The organism is Micromonospora sp. CA-111912 (assembly GCF_050948415.1).
GTDB lineage: Bacteria > Actinomycetota > Actinomycetes > Mycobacteriales > Micromonosporaceae > Micromonospora.
In genome coordinates, this window is record NZ_CP192007.1 from 2,832,104 (window position 1) to 2,848,535 (window position 16,432).

The 16,432-nt window shown below is 70.4% G+C and carries 12 protein-coding genes; 4 read left to right on the plus strand and 8 right to left on the minus strand.

The window, feature by feature from the left end; translation table 11 throughout:
• Nucleotides 1–9 precede the first annotated feature (9 nt).
• From ACQPZO_RS11950 to ACQPZO_RS11985, 8 genes are all read right to left on the minus strand, one after another.
• Entirely contained in the window at nucleotides 10–3,633 is a 3,624-nt protein-coding gene (locus ACQPZO_RS11950; protein WP_433349697.1) for a hypothetical protein, read from the minus strand.
• Between the two features lie 721 nt (nucleotides 3,634–4,354).
• Nucleotides 4,355–6,367, minus strand: a complete 2,013-nt coding sequence (locus ACQPZO_RS11955) for an acyl-CoA dehydrogenase family protein (RefSeq protein WP_433349699.1) — start codon at nucleotides 6,365–6,367, stop codon at nucleotides 4,355–4,357.
• A 369-nt stretch (nucleotides 6,368–6,736) separates the two neighbouring features.
• Nucleotides 6,737–8,197, minus strand: a complete 1,461-nt coding sequence (locus ACQPZO_RS11960; RefSeq protein WP_433349701.1) for an SDR family NAD(P)-dependent oxidoreductase — start codon at nucleotides 8,195–8,197, stop codon at nucleotides 6,737–6,739.
• A gap of 197 nt (nucleotides 8,198–8,394) precedes the next feature.
• Nucleotides 8,395–8,877 (minus strand): phosphatase PAP2 family protein, encoded by a 483-nt coding sequence (locus ACQPZO_RS11965; protein ID WP_433349703.1) that lies wholly within the window; start codon nucleotides 8,875–8,877, stop codon nucleotides 8,395–8,397.
• Nucleotides 8,878–8,881: 4 nt separating this feature from the next.
• A complete protein-coding gene (locus ACQPZO_RS11970; protein ID WP_433349705.1) occupies nucleotides 8,882–9,202 on the minus strand; it encodes a DMT family transporter in 321 nt (106 codons plus the stop codon).
• A gap of 11 nt (nucleotides 9,203–9,213) precedes the next feature.
• The gene (locus ACQPZO_RS11975) at nucleotides 9,214–9,930 is read right to left on the minus strand and encodes a hypothetical protein (RefSeq protein ID WP_433349707.1); all 717 of its coding nucleotides are present in this window, start codon (nucleotides 9,928–9,930) and stop codon (nucleotides 9,214–9,216) included.
• Nucleotides 9,927–10,718 carry a hypothetical protein gene (locus tag ACQPZO_RS11980; RefSeq protein WP_433349708.1) on the minus strand — a complete coding sequence of 264 codons (792 nt, stop codon included), beginning with the start codon at nucleotides 10,716–10,718 and terminating at the stop codon, nucleotides 9,927–9,929. The genes ACQPZO_RS11975 and ACQPZO_RS11980 overlap by 4 nt, the downstream gene beginning before the upstream one ends.
• The gene (locus ACQPZO_RS11985) at nucleotides 10,718–12,052 is read right to left on the minus strand and encodes a cytochrome P450 (protein WP_433349710.1); all 1,335 of its coding nucleotides are present in this window, start codon (nucleotides 12,050–12,052) and stop codon (nucleotides 10,718–10,720) included. The genes ACQPZO_RS11980 and ACQPZO_RS11985 overlap by 1 nt, the downstream gene beginning before the upstream one ends.
• Nucleotides 12,053–12,483: 431 nt before the next feature.
• On the opposite strand from ACQPZO_RS11985, the gene ACQPZO_RS11990 reads away from it, so the two are divergent.
• From ACQPZO_RS11990 to ACQPZO_RS12005, 4 genes are read left to right on the plus strand one after another with little or no spacing between them, the layout of a single operon-like run.
• Nucleotides 12,484–13,374 carry a polyprenyl synthetase family protein gene (locus ACQPZO_RS11990; protein ID WP_433349711.1) on the plus strand — a complete coding sequence of 297 codons (891 nt, stop codon included), beginning with the start codon at nucleotides 12,484–12,486 and terminating at the stop codon, nucleotides 13,372–13,374.
• 14 nt (nucleotides 13,375–13,388) lie between these two features.
• Entirely contained in the window at nucleotides 13,389–14,486 is a 1,098-nt protein-coding gene (locus tag ACQPZO_RS11995; protein ID WP_433349713.1) for a Rieske 2Fe-2S domain-containing protein, read from the plus strand.
• Nucleotides 14,483–15,550 carry an aromatic ring-hydroxylating dioxygenase subunit alpha gene (locus tag ACQPZO_RS12000; protein WP_433349715.1) on the plus strand — a complete coding sequence of 356 codons (1,068 nt, stop codon included), beginning with the start codon at nucleotides 14,483–14,485 and terminating at the stop codon, nucleotides 15,548–15,550. Before ACQPZO_RS11995 ends, ACQPZO_RS12000 begins: the two co-directional genes overlap by 4 nt.
• On the plus strand, nucleotides 15,547–16,386 hold the full coding sequence (locus ACQPZO_RS12005; protein WP_433349716.1) for an SAM-dependent methyltransferase: 840 nt from the start codon (nucleotides 15,547–15,549) through the stop codon (nucleotides 16,384–16,386). The genes ACQPZO_RS12000 and ACQPZO_RS12005 overlap by 4 nt, the downstream gene beginning before the upstream one ends.
• Nucleotides 16,387–16,432 lie beyond the last annotated feature (46 nt).

Genomic DNA, 16,432 nt, shown 5'->3' on the forward strand with positions numbered 1-16,432 from the left:
CGGCTCGGGTCAGGCGGGCGACTGCTGGCGCAGGGTGAGCCAGCCCTCGCGGGCGGTCAGGCCGGTGGGGAAGGTGTCGGCGAGTTCGGGCGGCTCGGTGGTCTCCACCCAGCCGGCACCGTCTCGCTCCCGCCAGGACCAGACCCGGTCCGGGTCGGCGGCCGGGGTGACCAGGCCGAGCGTGTCGGCGCCGGTCAGCACCGGTGCGGCCAGGAAGCCGGTTTCGAGCCGGGCCAGGGCCTCGTGGTGGTGCGCGGGGTCCAGCCGGGAGGAGACGGTCGGCAGGACCCCGGTGGTGGCGTGGATCGCGCCGGCCGGCTCCAGCAACACGGTGAGGGTGCGGGCCGGCAGGTCGATGCCGACCGTGAGCGGCGGGTCGCCGTCGGCCTCGGCGAGGGTGACAACGTCGTGGTAACGGTCGCCGAGGGCGCCCCGGCCGTCCTCCAGCCAGTAGCCGAGCGTGCCATCGCCCAGCCGGCCCCGTTCGCCGAGCCGGACCGGGAAGCGGACGGACGGGTACTCGTTGGTCTCCCGGCCGGTGCGTCCCAGGTCCTGCCGGAAGACGTTCCAGTCCTGGTGGATCGCGGGCAGGCCGGAAGCGGTCAGGTCGAGGGCGAGTCGTACCACGGCCACCGGCCGGCCGATCAGCATCGCCCGCCCCTGGTGCTGCCCCGGGTCAGCCGGCTCCACCGCCTCCAACGCGTCGTCGAGTCCGGTCAGGAAGTCGGCCAGCCCCGAGGCGCCCAGCCCGCGCAGCCGTTCGACGACGGTACGCAGCCGCAGGTTGCCGATCAGCCCGACGTCGGTGACCGGCCCGTCCGGGGCGGCCTCCCACCGGGCCCGACCCGGCTGGGCCGGATCGGCCGCCAGGTAGAGCGTGCCCAGCCAGTCCCCGCCCGTCGCGTAGACCCGCAGCCCGTCGTCGAGCGGGTCAGGCAGCAGCCAGCCGCAGACCGGTGAGGAGTCCGGCAGCCCGCTGACCGGACGGTCGACGGCGTCGGCATCGGCGTCGAGCAGGTCCAGCCGTACCCGCGCCGGCACCGCGAGCCGGGGCGGCATCGCCACCCAGGTCGGACGGTTCGGCATGGTCAACCAACTGGTGGTGCGCGGCTGGTCGACATCGACGTCGTACCCGACGCCGAAGCTGTCCACGATCCGCAGCCGACGCAGCCGCAGCGCGCCCGCGCGGATCGGGTTGAAGTCGCTCAACGGGACCGGCGCGTGCCGTCCCTGGCCGGCGACCGCCTGGTCCACCAGGGCGGCCAGCGCCCGTCCGCTGGCAAAGCCCGTCGGGTCGATGATCGGCAGCTGGCGGACCAGGTGGCGCATGACCAGGGCGTCGTTGAAGCCGCCGAGGCTCTGCGCCAGGTTGCTCTCCTCGTGCTCGGCAAGGTGCCGGTACGCGGCGGCGAGCGTGCCCAGCCGGGGGTCACCGGTCTGCGCGGCGCACCAGCCCAGCAGCGGCGCCGGGTCGGCGTCGAGCTGGTCGGCGGTGATCGGCGGCAGGCCGGCGGCCTGCCGTTCGTCGTTCGCCCTGGCCAGTGGCGTGCCATGCAGGTAGCGCAGGATCCGGGTGGAGAGCACCGGCCGGGCGGCGGCGGAGAGCACGGTGCTGCCGGCGTAGACGTTCGCGCCGGTGTCCAGCACGTCGTTCTCCGGCCGGGGCCGCAGCTCCCGGTCGCCGTAGGGCAGGGTGTAGTTGGTGGTGACGAAGTCCGGGTCGAAGTCGCGCCCGGCCGGGTCGAGGTTGTTGCCGGCGCGGGCCGGAAAGAACTCCACCTCCCAGTGCAGGAGCACCGGATGCCAGGGCTGGTCGGTCCAGGAGCGAAGGCCCGGGTGATCGGGTTCCGCGGCGGCCAGCTTCGTGGCCAGTGCCCCGGTGAAGTCGGCGAGGCGGCCCACCCCGGCCGGGCCGCCCAGGTCGGCGCCGGCCAGCCCGGGTACGTCCAGCACCGCGCAGGGCAGCAGCCCGTCCGGCTGGTCGGCGCCGTCCTGCCCGTACCGGTCCGACGGGGTGGCCGCCGCGCCGGTGAGCAGCACCACCGGTTCGTTCGCAAGCTGGTACGGCGTGCCGGGCACCTGCTGCAACGCGAAGCGGCTGCGGGCGGTGCTCGCCGCGACGACGTTCACCGTATCGAGCGCCTGTTCGGCCGCCTGCCGTGCGGCCAGCAACCGGTGAACCAGGCCGGTACCGGTGCCGACCGGCGGCCAACTGCCGAGCGCGGCGAGCCGGCCGGCCAGGGCGCTCACCTCCCGGCGCAGGTACATGGCGACCAGATCCGGGTCCGGATAGTCGGACCGGCCCTGCTGCGGGTACGCACAGACCAGGTACCGGTGCCAGTCGGCGAAGATGCGCTGGCGCGCCCCTGTGACCTCGGCCGCTGCGGCGTCGTACCCGGACTGCGCCTCGTTCAACGCGACCAGCAGGTCACCGAAGCCGGCCGGAAGCGTCAACCGCTCGCGGGCCTGCCGCTGCTCCACGCTCACCGGTCCGAGCCCGGTCCCGTTGTCACCACCGGATCCGTCGCCGTTGCCGTCGAGTGGGTCGTCCCGGCGTCGGACCGTCCAGACGGTGCCGGCGGCGACCGTGCCGAACGACGACTCGTGCCGGGCCTGCGCGAGGCGGACCGGCAGGTCCAGCGTGCTGCTCTCCAGCTCGTCCGCGAAGGTCAGTGCTTCGAGCAACTCCTCCGTGTCGGTCTCGGTGACACCGGGCAGCACCGCGCCGAGGTGGGCCGCGAGCGCCTCGGAGGCGGTGTTCGCCACCCAGACCCCGCTCTCCTGCGCCGCGCCGGGACCGGTGGCCGGTGCCCGCTTCGCGCTGTTGGCGAACGTCAGCCGACCGAAGCAGACCATCCGCGCGGGCGGGGTACCGCCGTTCTCCGGCACCGACCAGCCCAGCTCGTCGGCGAGGGTGTCCGACCAGCTCCGGTCGCCGGCCGTGGACAGGGCGGCGAGCAGTTCGTCGTCGGCGGTCTCGACGTACCAGCCGACCACGTCGTAACGCAGCCCGTCCGGTGGCGCGACCGCGCCGTATTCCTCGTCGTGGTGGCCGAACACGCTCGACGAGTTCGGATAGAAGGCGGCGAAGGTGGGCTCGCCGTAGTCGAGTGCGGTGAGTGCGGCGAGCCGGTCGGTGGGGGTGCCCGGCCAGGCCGACAGGGGCAGGCGCCGGCCGAGGTAACGCCAGGGCCGGCCGGTCGAACCCCGGGGGTCGGCGTCGATTAGCGGGTGGACGACGCTGCCCCGGTCAATGTCGGTGAGCGCGTCGCTCTCCACCACCCACCGGTCCTGGACGCCGTCCGGCCTCGTCCGGGTGACGAGCCACCGGTTCGGGACCCGGGGCAGGTCGACGGCCGGTCGGGTGCCGCCGGTGGTGGCGACGTGGGTCAGTCGGGTGAGCGCGTCCGGCAGTGACCAGTGCAGGTGGATCCCGGCCGGCAGCAGCAGATCCTGCTGGAACGGCGCGGGCAGGATCGCGTCGCTGAGAAAGCGCTCGTCGGTGTTGGCGTCCCGGCCGGTGACCGCGTCGAGGTACGGAAGACGGGTGAAGTCGGCGGTGGGTCCGGTGACGGTGCGGTCGGTGGCGAGCCACAGGGCATCCACCCTGACGGGCACGGCGAGTAGACGCATATCAGTGCGATTCCCTAAATGGTCGCGGCGGCTCGGCTGCCGGGTCGCAGGGGGCCGGTTCACCGTAGGGCATTTCCGCCGGCATGCCGTTCGCAAAGTTGACAGCGTCGTCGCTGGTGCGTCAAACGGGCACGTGCTAATCCCGCCGACATTCGATTGATTTCCATGACCGGCGTGGTGGGCTCTCACCGGGTCCGGCGGGTTTCGGCCGGTGACCACGTTGACCTGGGCATCCGCGCCGGCAAATCGTCGAAGACGCCGGCCGGACGGCCGGTCGACAGTGGCTCGCCGCCACATTCTGCTCTCACCCGAACACGATCGTCGTTCCGGCTTATTGGTACCTGCGGTCCGACTGCGGCGACCGTTTGGTCACTCGTACGTCGGAGAACTGACACGGACGTATCAGGGTGCAATCGGTCGGCGCACGACGGACGGGCCGCCGGGTCGTAGTTGTCGCGCCCCGCCCCCGGGCGGCTGCTACGACAACCTGTGCGTCAGGGCACGGACCTTGTTCTTAAAGAACCGGCAGGCAATCAACGCACCCCGCCATTGGACGAAGAGGGCCTGGTAGATCGCCCCGTGGAAGATGCGCATCGAGGTATTCGTACGCCCTTCATCGGAGATCCGCTCTTCGCGCTGGCTCCGCTCGGTGCGCGCCCGACGGCTCCCCTCGCCGCCCGGCCGCGTCAGTGGCCCCGCGGACCGCCTCGACTGACAGCCACTACACACGAGCCCTTCTGCCTACGCTGGGAACTGCTTGCCGATCGCCGGTGGCGTCGTGGGCGGCCATGGTCTCCTGCCGGCGAGGTTCCTCGCGCAGGACGGCGCAGTGCAACCACGTGTCCGGGATGGCGAAGCCGTCCACGAGCGTCCGCATGTGTGGGCGCAGCTCCTTGAGTAAGCCGTTCACCACGCCGGTGATCGCCTTGGCGCGGGCCGGTGTGAGCCGGCCGTGCTCCAGGAACCAGCCCTTGTTGGCCTCGATGACGCTGAGCGCGTACAGGTCACAGACCCGGGAGAGCAGCGCCTGGACCGCCGGGTCCTTGGTGTCCTCGATGCCGGCGACGAACGCCTCCAGGGTGACTCGGTCGATGTGCGCGACGGCGACGGCGAGGACGTGGTCCTGGACGTCGTTGAAGATGTCGAAGGGACGGTCCTTCTTCGTGGCCGCGCCGTTGCGGAGGCGGCGGACCGCGCCGTCGAGCAGGTGTCTCTCGCGGTCCTCGAAAACCTTGAGCTGCCAGCCGCGGTCGGTAACGGCGACCTCCTCGTCGCGGCCGGGCACGGCACCGATCAGCCGCTCGATGAGTGACCGCGCGGCGGTACGCTCGAGCACCATCTCGCGCACCTGCTCGGCGACGAAGGAAGCGCGCCCCCAGCCGTCCAACGAGCCGAACTCGTCGCGGTAGCCGGTGAGCAGCCCCTTGGCGACCAGCTGCAGCAGCACCGTGTTGTCGCCCTCGAACGTGGTGAAGACGTCGGTGTCGGCCTTGAGACTGGGTAGCCGGTTCTCGGCGAGGTAGCCGGCGCCGCCGCACGCCTCGCGGCACATCTGGATGGTGCGGGTCGCGTGCCAGGTCTGCGCGGCCTTGAGACCGGCGGCCCGGGACTCCAACTCCCGTTGCCGGTGCTCGTCGACCGGCCCGTCGCCGCCCTGCACCTCACTCAGCGCGGTGACCAGCTCGGTCTGGGCGAAGTGCAGCGCGTACGTGGTGGCCAGCGCGGGCAGCAGCTTGCGCTGGTGGGCCAGGTAGTCGTTGAGCAGCACCTCCCGGTCCGCGTCGGGCGTGTCGAACTGGCGGCGGATGTCGCCGTAACGCACCGCGATGGTCAGCGCCGACTTGGTGGCCGCCGACGCGGCGCCGCCCACGCTCACCCGGCCGCGGACCAGGGTGCCGAGCATGGTGAAGAAACGCCGGGAGTCGTTCTCGATCGGGCTGGCGTACGTCCCGTCCTCCGCGACCTGACCGTACCGGTCCAGCAGCATGTCCCGCGGCACTTGCACGTGGTCGAAGCTGAGCCGCCCGTTGTCGACGCCGAGCAGGCCGGCCTTGGGTCCGGCGTCGCCGATGGTCACGCCGGGCAGCGGGTTGCCCTGCGCGTCGCGGATCGGAACCAGCCACGCGTGTACGCCGTGCCGCCGCCCGTTGGTGATCAGCTGCGCGAAGACCACCGCCATTCGCCCGTCCCGGGCCGCGTTGCCGATGTAGTCCTTGCGGGCCGCCTCGTACGGGGTGTGCAGGTCGAAGGTCTGCGTCTGTGGGTCGTACGTGCAGGTGGTGCGTAGCTGCTGGACGTCGGAGCCGTGGCCGGTCTCGGTCATCGCGAAGCAGCCGAAGATCTTGCCCGAGATGATGTCCCGTAGATAGGCGTCGTGGTGCCGCTGGGTGCCGAGGGCCCCGACTGCGCCGCCGAACAGGCCCCACTGCACGCCCGCCTTGACCATCAGCGACAGGTCGACCTGCGCCAGCATCTCGCTGGCGACGATCGAGCCGCCGACGTCTGATCTGCCGCCGTACTCGGTGGGGAAGGCCGAGGCGATACCCAGCTCGACGGGGAGTTCAGTGAGCAGCCGGCTGATCCGCTCACGTGCCTGGTCACCGGTCTCGCCGTACACCGGGAGGAAGCGTTCGTCGAGCTGGTTCCGGTGCGCGTTGCGAACCTCGGCCCACGGTCCGTCGAGCACTTCCTGCAGGCGTGCGAGGTCGATGCGGCCGGACGCGTGATCGGGCATGGTCACCCCTCGGGATGGCGGACATATGGGTACAGTCTGGTCCCGATCGAGAATACCGGCCCGCTCCAGTGGCAGCGGCACCGCGCTACCACCGACGGCGGCGCGAGGGCGGACGGGCTCGACCGGCGGCCCTGGCCCCGCCCGCACCGCAGCCCGCACGGCGATGTTCAACTGGATCGGGGGCTGGAATAACATCCGACGCCGGCACTCCACGCTCGGCTACCTCGCCCCGCCGCCTATGAATCCACCGCGTACACCGAGACACCAATCAGCAAGGTGGCGCAATCGACTTATCGACCCTGTCCGTCGAATCGGGTCAAGCCCAGTCGTTGTCACATGACGTGTCTGAAGGTCGCCCGGGCGTGCTGATCACCAGGCGCAGGGCGCGTAGTCCTTCAGGAAGCAGCCGTACAGGTCTTCGCCCTGTTCACCGCGGACGATCGGGTCGTAGACCCGCGCCGCGCCGTCGACCAGGTCCAGCGGGGCGTGGAAGCCTTCGTCGGCCAGCCGCATCTTCGTCGGGTGGGGCCGCTCGTCGGTGATCCAGCCGGTGTCGACGCTGGTCATGAGGATGCCGTCGGTCAGCATTTCCTGGGCACTGGTCCGGGTCAGCATGTTCAGCGCGGCCTTGGCCATGTTGGTGTGCGGGTGCCCCGGCCCCTTGTAGCCGCGGCCGAACTGCCCCTCCATCGCCGACACGTTCACCACGTACTTGCGGCGGGCCTTCGCTGCGGCCATCGCCGGTCGTAGCCGGCTGACCAGCACGAACGGCGCGGTCACGTTGCACAGCTGCACTTCGAGCAGCTCCACCGGGTCCACCTCGTGCACCCGCTGCACCCAGCTGTTGACCGGGTCGAGGTCCGGCACCAGACCGCCGGCGTCGATGGCGGTGGCTGCGGCGATCCGTTCCGGCGTGGCCGAGCCGGCGGTCAGCGCCAGCGCGGTGAGCGCCTGCGGGGTGATCGCGGCCGACTGCGGCGCGGCGGTCAGGCTGCCCGCCGGACCGCCTCGGCCGGCCGGTTTGGCGAAGGTGATGATCTCCGGCAGCGGGCCGTCCGGCAGGGCCGCCGCCTCCGCGGCGGCGAGTTGGGCGTACGCCCCGGCCGTGCGGCGGACCGTCTGCGCCGCGTTGTTGATCAGGATGTCGAGTGGTCCCTGGGCGCTGACCGAGTCGGCGAGCGCGATCACCTGGGCCGGGTCGCGCAGGTCGATCCCGACGATCCGCAGGCGGTGCAGCCAGTCCCCGCTGTCGGGCATCGCGGCGAACCGGCGGACGGCGTCGTGCGGAAACCGCGTGGTCACCGTGGTATGCGCCCCGTCGCGCAGCAGCCGCAGCGCGATGTACATGCCGATCTTCGCCCGGCCGCCGGTGAGCAGCGCGCGGCGGCCGGTCAGGTCGGTACGCGCGTCCCGGCGCTCCCGGTTGAGTGCGGCGCAGGACGGGCAGAGCTGGTGGTAGAACGCGTCCACCTCGCGGTAGCGCTGCTTGCAGACGTAGCAGCCGCGCGGATTCTGCAGGAGACCGGCCGTGGCGCCCATGGTGGGGGAGGCGAGTGGGATGCCCTGGGTCTCGTCGTCGATCCGGCCCGGGGCGCCGGTGGCGGTGGCCGCCGTCACCAAGCGGTCGGCCGCCGCGATGGCGTCCCGCCGCTCCTCACGCCGCCGCTGCTTGATCACCTTGTAGAGCCTCGCGGTGGCCCGCTGCACCCGCACCACATCGGGATGATCGGAAGGCAGATCCTCCAACGCCTCAAAGACGCTGAGACAGGTCTCCAGCTGGCTGCGGTCGATGCCGTTTTGACCGGTTTCCGTCATGTTGTACGCCGTCATGCCGTCGCTGTCTCATCCCGTTTCCTGCGCCGGATCTACCCGGCCCAACCCCAAGTCCGACCCGAAACTGTACGCACCGCACGGTCACCGACGCATCCCGCGTCAGTTCATCAGCCCAAAGACCTAGCCCCGACTCGGCCAACGGCGTCGGCCTGGCCAACGCCATGATCGATCTGCCTGAGCGAGAGGACGTCCTCTTACGGCCCCGCCGGTGCCCGGCGGCGTGGTCGCATCATCAGCCCGCCGAGCCACCAGCCCAGCGCCGCGCCGGTGACGCCGATTCCGATCGCAGCCACGACGTCGACCGGCCAGTGCACGTGCGCGAGCACCCGGGCCACGCCGATCATCGCGGCGGCCGCCATCAGCGCTGCTGCGACGGCCCGGCGGTACGGCCACAGCAGCGCTGCCATCATCGTGGTCGCGGTGGTGTGGTCGGACGGGAAACCGCTGTCGGGGTCGTGCGGGAACCATGGCTGCAGCTGGCCGTCGGCGAACGGCCGGGGATGGTGGTAGGCGAGCGCGGCGAGTCCGACCAGGGCGACGGTGGCAGCCGTGGCCACCAGCAACTGGACGGCGATGACGCGCCGGGAGGGCTTGGGCAGGCGCCAGCAGGACACGGCGAATGCGACGGTGACCAGATAGATGGCGTACTCGGCCACCGCCACCACGGCGGTACGCACCCGGTCACTCCGCGCCGGCGAGATTGAGGGTCGCCACGCCGGCGATGATCAGCGCGATACCGGCGATCTTCGCCGGCGTCAGCGCTTCGCCGAAGGCGATCCGGGCGACGATCGCTATCGCTGCGGTGCCGACTCCGGACCAGATCGCGTAGGCGACGCTCACCTGTAGGTGCCGGACCGCCAAGGCGAGCAGCGTGAAGGACAGCAGATACGCCACGCCGACAACGATCGTGGGCACGAGCTTGGTGAAGCCGGCGCTGTGTTTGAGCGCCGACGTGCCGGTCACTTCGAACGCGATGGCGCCGAGCAACAGGATCCAGGCCATGTCCGTCCTCCTCAGAAGTGCCGCCAGGGCCGGACGCCCTCCGCCTTGAGCCGTCGGCGTAGCAGCACGATGTAGATGATGTCGGCGATGAAGACCAGCAGATAGAGATAGTTGACCAGGGGCGTCAGCGGATAGTCCTGGTGCGTCACGCTGTCGGTGACGAAGGAGGCCGGGCTGTCCGGCCACTGCTGGGTGACGCTGGTCGTCACGGTGAGCGCGGTGGCGATCCAGGCGAACAGCGTGCCGAGGAACTTGGCGACCGCGATGTAGAGCGACTGGCCGCGGCTGCTGCCCCGGCGCACCAGCATCGTGATGAACAGGATCGACATCATCACGTTGATGCCGAAGCCGGTGTACTCGCCGTCCGGGTCGTTGAATTCGAAGAAGGCCAGATGCATCGCCGGGTACGCGGCCGCGATGGCGAGGAGCGCCACCGGCCGTGTGTAGCGGCGTACCGGCTCGTCGAACTCGGTGGGCCCGTACCGGTACACCTGCCAGAGGATCACCAGGTCGAAGAGGAACCAGACGATGCTCAGCGTGTGGATGTGGTCGGCGAAGGGGTTGATGAAGAATCCGTACGCGGCCTCCCAGCACAGGTTGGTGGCCAGCGCCGCGATCGGCATCCCGTAGGTGTGTTCTTTGAAGCCGCGGTAGATGATCCCCACGTAGGCGATCAGCCAGAAGATCACACAGATGACGCCGGTGACGACGACGGTGTCCGAGGTCATGGAGCCCTTTCGAGGATCGGCTGAGGAATCTGGGCGGTGCGCTGCCGGTAGCGGCGGGTGCCGAGCCCGGCCAGGCGGCCGCGCCGGGCTGCCGGGAAGCTGTCGAGACGTTCGTGGAAGAGCGCCTCGTACCGGTCGAGTTGGGCGCGCAGCCGCGCGGGCGCGGCGTCGCCGTGGAGGCGTACGAACGCGTCGTAGGTGTTGAACTGCCCGCTCGACACGTCCTGTGCGTAGTGCTCGAGGTCGTTGCCGATGTCGGCGAGCACCTCCACCGGCCACAGCAGGTCGAGGAGGTCCTGGTCGATCGGCCGGCGGAGGATTCCGAACGTCATGGCGTGCAGCAGCCGTACGTCGGAGGAGCGCAGCTCGGCGAGCCGGAGCACCTGCTGCTGGTCGGCGACGCCGTGCGTGGTCACCTTGTTCTCCAGGCGCACGTACTGCTCGCCGAGATCGAGCTGGCGGGCCACCGCGTCGTTGTGGGCGCGGGCCCGGCGAAGAAGTGCCTCGAACTTGTCCTTGTAGCGGACCAGCTTGTCGTAGTGCTGGTTGTCCGTCACGTCGAGGTCGAGGTCGCGGCTGTCCTCGGCGACGGCGTCGACCCGGTAGACCAGGTATTCCACGAGGAACGTCAGCGGAGTGCACCGGGCCCGCTGCCATCGGGTCAGCTCCTGCGCCGGGTAGTACAGCTCGGTCACGTACTCCCGGAAGATGCCGCGCGACTTGGACAACACCGCGTGCTCGGTGCGGAGCCGCTCCCGTACGCGTGCGGTCGTCGCCCGGTTCCCCATCAGGATGCCTCCCGGACCAGCCGCATCCGGAGGTTCTTCGGGTAGAGCGTTGTCGAGGCGGCCGGGGTGACGCGGGCCCCGGGGACGGGTTCGAGGGTCCAGCGGCGGGTGATCGTCGCCAGCGCGAGCGTGGCCTCGACGTAGCTGAACTGGTCACCGATGCACTTGCGGGCACCGCCGCCGAAGCTGACGAACGCGCTGCGCGGCGGCGCCGGGCAGCGCGTCGTGTCCCACCGGTCGGGCCGGAACCGGTCGGGCTCTTCGTACAGATCGGCCCGGCGCTGGAGCAGGTACGGGCTCCAGGCGACGAACGTGCCGGCCGGGATCGGGTGCCCGCCGAGTTCGGTGTCGGCGGTGACGGCCCGCGTGACGATCCAGGCCGGCGGGTAGAGCCGCAGCGACTCGGTGACGATCCGCGTGGTGAGCTCCAGTTTGGAGATGTCCTCGAACGTCGCCACATCGCCGGTGAGGACCTGCTCGACCTCGGCGCGCTGCCGGGCCCGCACGTCGGCGTCCTGCGAGAGCAGGTACAGCGACCAGGCGAGGGTGTTGGCGATCGTCTCGGATCCGGCGGCGAAGAACGTCATGACCTCGTCGACCGCCTCGTTCTCGGTCAGCGAGGACGGCGTGTCGCTCTGGTCGTCGCGGGCGGCGAGCAGGCTGGCCAGCAGGTCGTCGTGGTCGCCTGGGTGGGTTCGGCGCTCGGTGACGATGGCGCCGATCGTCTGCCGCAGGCGGGTGACGGCCCTCCGGTAGCGCTGGTTGACCGGCAGCGGCAGCCGGGTCAGCACGGGCGGCAGCAACATGGTGCGGTGGATGCCGCTGACGAGCGTCTGCAGGTCGTCGACCGCCTGCCGGAGGCGGTCGGCCGGCATCGACGACGAGAACATCGTCGCGACGGCGATCGACATCGACAGCGACGCCATCTCGGCCCGGACGTCCAGGACCTGGCCCGGCCGCCAGCCGGCGGTCGCCGTGTCGATGTGGCCCGTCATCAGCCGGGCGTATCCGGGGTAGCGGCTGTGGTGGAACGAGGGTTGCGCGAGGCGCCGCCGGCGACGGTGCCGGCTGTGCGGGCAGGAGGCGAGGCCGTCGCCGAACTCCTCGAGCCCGGAGTCGAAGGAGGGACCACCCTTGTCGTAGGTGCGGTCGTCGACGAGGACCCTGCGGGTGAGTTCCGGGTCGCAGACGACCACGAGCCGCACCGGTCCGAGCGTGAGGCGTAGCACGTCGCCGTGCGCCGGCAGGGTGGAGAGGTAGCCGAGCGGGTCGGTCAGCAGCGCCGCGGCATGCCCGATCACGGGGATCCGCCGCGGGGCGTCAGGTATCGCCATTCACTTCTCCACCGTCGGTGGCGCCCACGCGGGCGCGATGAATGCAAACGGACCTGTTCATCGTTGTCAAAGCAAATTAACATCAATGCGAAATCGCAGCCGCCCCTGGCGGTGTCCGTTCGGCGCTGGGCGGCGGCATGCCAAGATCGACACGGAAATGGCGGCGCCGCAGCACCGCCAAAGAGCCGACGCGGCAGCGTCGACTGCCGCAAATCCTTGCTGTTTTACCAGCTCAGCCCATTTGTTCTCGATGTCGAAGCCGAGCGATGGCGGCCGTTTTGATCATAACTTCACCCCCGTGGTTCAGCTCCGGCGCTACATTAACACCGTCGGCCGGCGCTGGGCAAAGTCAATGTATTGCAGATGAACATTGACTCTCTGCTACGGGAAGAGTACGGTTGCACCGGCTTTGCATCCATGGGGGAACGTCAATGTTGAAACAGATTGACTTGCCGTCACGCCTGCGCTCGCAGCGTGAGCTCATCAACCGGGAACTTGAGCGGGCCATCCAGATCGGCGGGCCCGACGAGCTGTACCGAACGATCAGATATTCGCTGCTGGCGGGCGGTAAACGGGTCCGGCCGATCCTGTGTCTCACCGCCTGTGCGGCCAGCGGCGGCAGCACCGAGGTGGCGATGCCGACCGCGGTTGCCCTGGAGATGCTGCACACCGCGACGCTGATCCACGACGATCTGCCGTCGATGGACAACGACGACTTCCGGCGCGGCCGCCCCACCAACCACAAGGTGTTCGGCGAAGGCATGGCTCTGCTCGCCGGCGACGCGCTGCTGTCGTACTCGCTGGAGCACGTGCTCCTGCACACCGACGCGCCGACGAGCCGAGTCCTGCGGGTGATCCACACCCTGCTGCACACCATCGGCATCCACGGCGCGATCGGCGGCCAGGTCATCGACGTCCAGATGGCCGACCGTGAGGACGTCGACCTGGCGACGCTGGAGAGCATGCACACCCGCAAGACCGGCGCGCTGCTCAGCGCCGCCGTGGTGACGGGCGCGGTTCTGGGCGGCGCGGACGAGGAGTTGGTCCGCCGCGCTGAGTCGTACGGGATGAAGATCGGTCTGGCCTTCCAGATCATCGACGACATCCTGGACGTCACGTCGAGCTTGGACGAGCTCGGCAAGACGCCACACAAGGACGAGAAGCAGCGCAAGGCGACGTTCCCCCGGCTGCTCGGCCTCGACCAGTCGCGCCGTCGCGCCACCGAGCTCGTCGCATCGGCGAAGCAGGACATCGAGTTGTTCGGCGCGGGTGCTCAGCCGCTGTGCGCCATCGCGGACTTCATCCTCACCCGCACCCACTGAACGGGATCGCGCAGATGACCAGAAGGCATACCGACCGGCTGGCCCTGCCCGCGCCGGCCGCCGATCCCGTTCCCGCGGACCTGGCGGCCAGCTGGTACGCGGGACTCTCCACCGCCCGCCTGCGCGATCGCCCGGTGGCCCTGCAGCTGTTCGGCCGTGATCTGGTGGCATGGCGGGAACGCTCGGGCCGGGCCGTCGTGGCTCCCCGCTACTGCCCCCACCAGGGCGTCAGTCTGGCGCTGGGCAAGGTGGACGACGTCGGCCTGCGTTGCCCGTTCCACGGCTGGAGATTCGACGGGTCCGGTGCCTGCGTGCGGATTCCCGGATCCGCACGCATCCCGGCCACCGCGAAGCTGACGCCCTATCCGACCGTGGAACGCTACGGCTACGTCTGGGTCTGGTACGGCACCGCCGAGCCCCTGTTCAGCCTGCCGGACTTTCCCGCGCTCGCGGGGAACCGGGATCGCTACGTCGGCTTCCGCTACACCGACCGCAGCACCGGCACGGCCCGGCAGCTGCTGGAGAACGCGTTCGACTACTACCACTTCCAGACGTTGCACGGCTTGTCACTGGACCACACCGAGTTCCGGATGCTGCGTGATCAGTCGGAAGCCGCCGACAACGGCTCGCCGATCGATTCCTTCGCCTGGCTCGGCGCCTGGTTCGAGGGCATCGCCACCCCCGGGCACCCGGTACGCGATCCCGCCCGCTGGGGGATGGCCAAAGCGGCGACGTTCGCGGCCGGTGACGCCTTTCAACTGTTGGTCGACGGTTGGCCCGGCGGCCAGCGCTTCACCGGCTACGTCGACGGCAAGGAGTTCTTCAAGGTGCTGCTGGCGATCACGCCGGTGTCCGAACGGGTCACCACCCAGGTCGGCTGGGCGGGCACGCCGCGCACCGGCCGGCTGCGGACGCTCTTCAACCTCGTCATGCTCTACGGGCAGAGCCGCGCCGGAACCCGGCAGGACATCCCGATCTACGACACAACCGAGGCAACCGCCGGAACACTGCGGACCCCGTACGACAACGGCGTTGCGCACTTCCGCCGGTACTACCAGTCGTGGGTCGGCAAGGTCGAGACGACGACCGCACCGGTCAGGAGCCGGCCGTGACCGCCACGAGCCCGACCTCGCACCAACCGCGCCGGGCGGCCCCGTCGCAGCCGGGCACCGACATGCGGCTCGCCGCGGGCTGGTACCTCGCCATGGCCTCTGCCGAGCTGCGCCGCGGGCCGCGCAAGCTCGATCTGTTCGGCCGCGAGCTGGTCGCCTGGCGCGACGGGACCGGCCGGGCGTCGATCATGCCGCGGCACTGTCCGCACTTTGGCGCCAGCCTCGCGGTCGGCAAGGTGGTCGACGGCAGCCTGCGTTGCGCGTTCCACCACTGGCGCTTCGACGCCACCGGGGCGTGCGCGTCGGTGCCCGGCATGCCGCGGCTCTCGCAGTCGATGAGACAGCCGCGGGCCTATCCCCTCGTCGAGCGGTACGGCTACGTCTGGATCTGGTACGGCGGCGGCGTTCCGGCCTACCCGCTGCCGGAGGTCCCGGCACTGACCGGGCACCGGAACGAATACCTCAGCTACCGCTTCTCGCACACGACCGCCGCGACGCCGCGCCGGGTCCTCGAGAACGCCTTCGACCATTACCACTTCATGGCCCTGCACGGCGTCGCGTGCGATCGTGCGCCGGAACTGGTCATGCTGCCGGAACCGGCCGCGGCCGCCGAGAACGGGCCGCCGATCCCCGAGGACGCCTGGACCGGAGCCCGGCTGGAGTTCCACGGCCTTCAGGTACCCGCCGCGATCCGCGCGCTCGGGCTGCGCAGCGAGAAGTTCGAACTCCTCGTCGACGGCTGGCCCGCGGGGCAGCGCCTCACCTTCCTGCTGGACGGTGAGGTGGTGGTGAAGGAGCTGCTCGGCGTCACGCCGGTCGGTCCGGGGCGTACCCACCTGCGCGGCTGGTCGCTGGTCCGCCGTACCGGCAACCCGGCCCGGGACCGGCTCGTGTACCTCGCCTACCGCGCCCACCACTGGTGGGGCACCCGCGAAGACCTCGCCATCTACCGCAACGCCGACGACACCGCGGCGCCCACCCCGACCCGGTACGACCACGCCCTCCTGCGTTTCCGCAAGCAGTATGCGACCTGGGTCGACCGCGCCGAAGAAGGAGCACTGTGAGCGACTCCTACCGCCCTGACCGCGAGAGCGTCGGGGAGATGTACGACAAGATCACCGTGCTGTCCGAGGACATGCTCGGCGACAGCCATCACTTCGGGTACTTCCCGGACGGCGTGCACGAGGACGTCGGCATGCGGGAAGCGGCCGACAACCTGACCGATCTGCTGATCGAACGGCTGGCGCTGCGACCCGGCCAGCGAGTGCTCGACCTCGGCTGCGGCACCGGCCGCCCCGCCGTCCGGCTCGCCGAGACCGTCCCGGTCGAGGTCGTCGGCATCACCATCAGCCACGCACAGGTCGACATCGCCACCGAGCGGGCGGCGGCCGCGGGGGTCGCCGATCGCGTACGGTTCGAGCTGGTCGACGCCACGTCCATGCCGTACGACAAGAACTCGTTCGACGCGGTCCTCGCCATCGAGTCGCTTGAGCACCTACCCGACCAGGCCGGCGTGCTCAACGCGATCGCCGGGATCCTGCGGCCGGGCGGCCGGCTGGTGGTCGCGCAACCGGTGCTCCAACGAGTGGACGATCAGGAGCGTGACGACTTCGTCAGGCAGCTCTACCAGAACTACCACCTCGCCCAGCCGCCGTACCTGGACGAGTATCCCCAACTCTTCGCTCGCGCCGGGCTGCGTACCCGGTACCTGGAGGACATCTACGAGCAGGTGATCCCGCCGACCCTCGCCGTGGTGGACGCATGGGTCCGGGCGAACTCCGAGCGGATCTCGGCGCTGGGCGACTACGAGCAGGAGGTGCTGGGGCTCATCGACGGCATGCGCACCTTCGCGGAGCTGCCCGGAGTGGGGTTCGCCGTCCTCGTCGCCGGCAAGGAGTGACGGCCGTGCTCCGCTGCCACACCGGGTATGACGCCGACGAGCGATT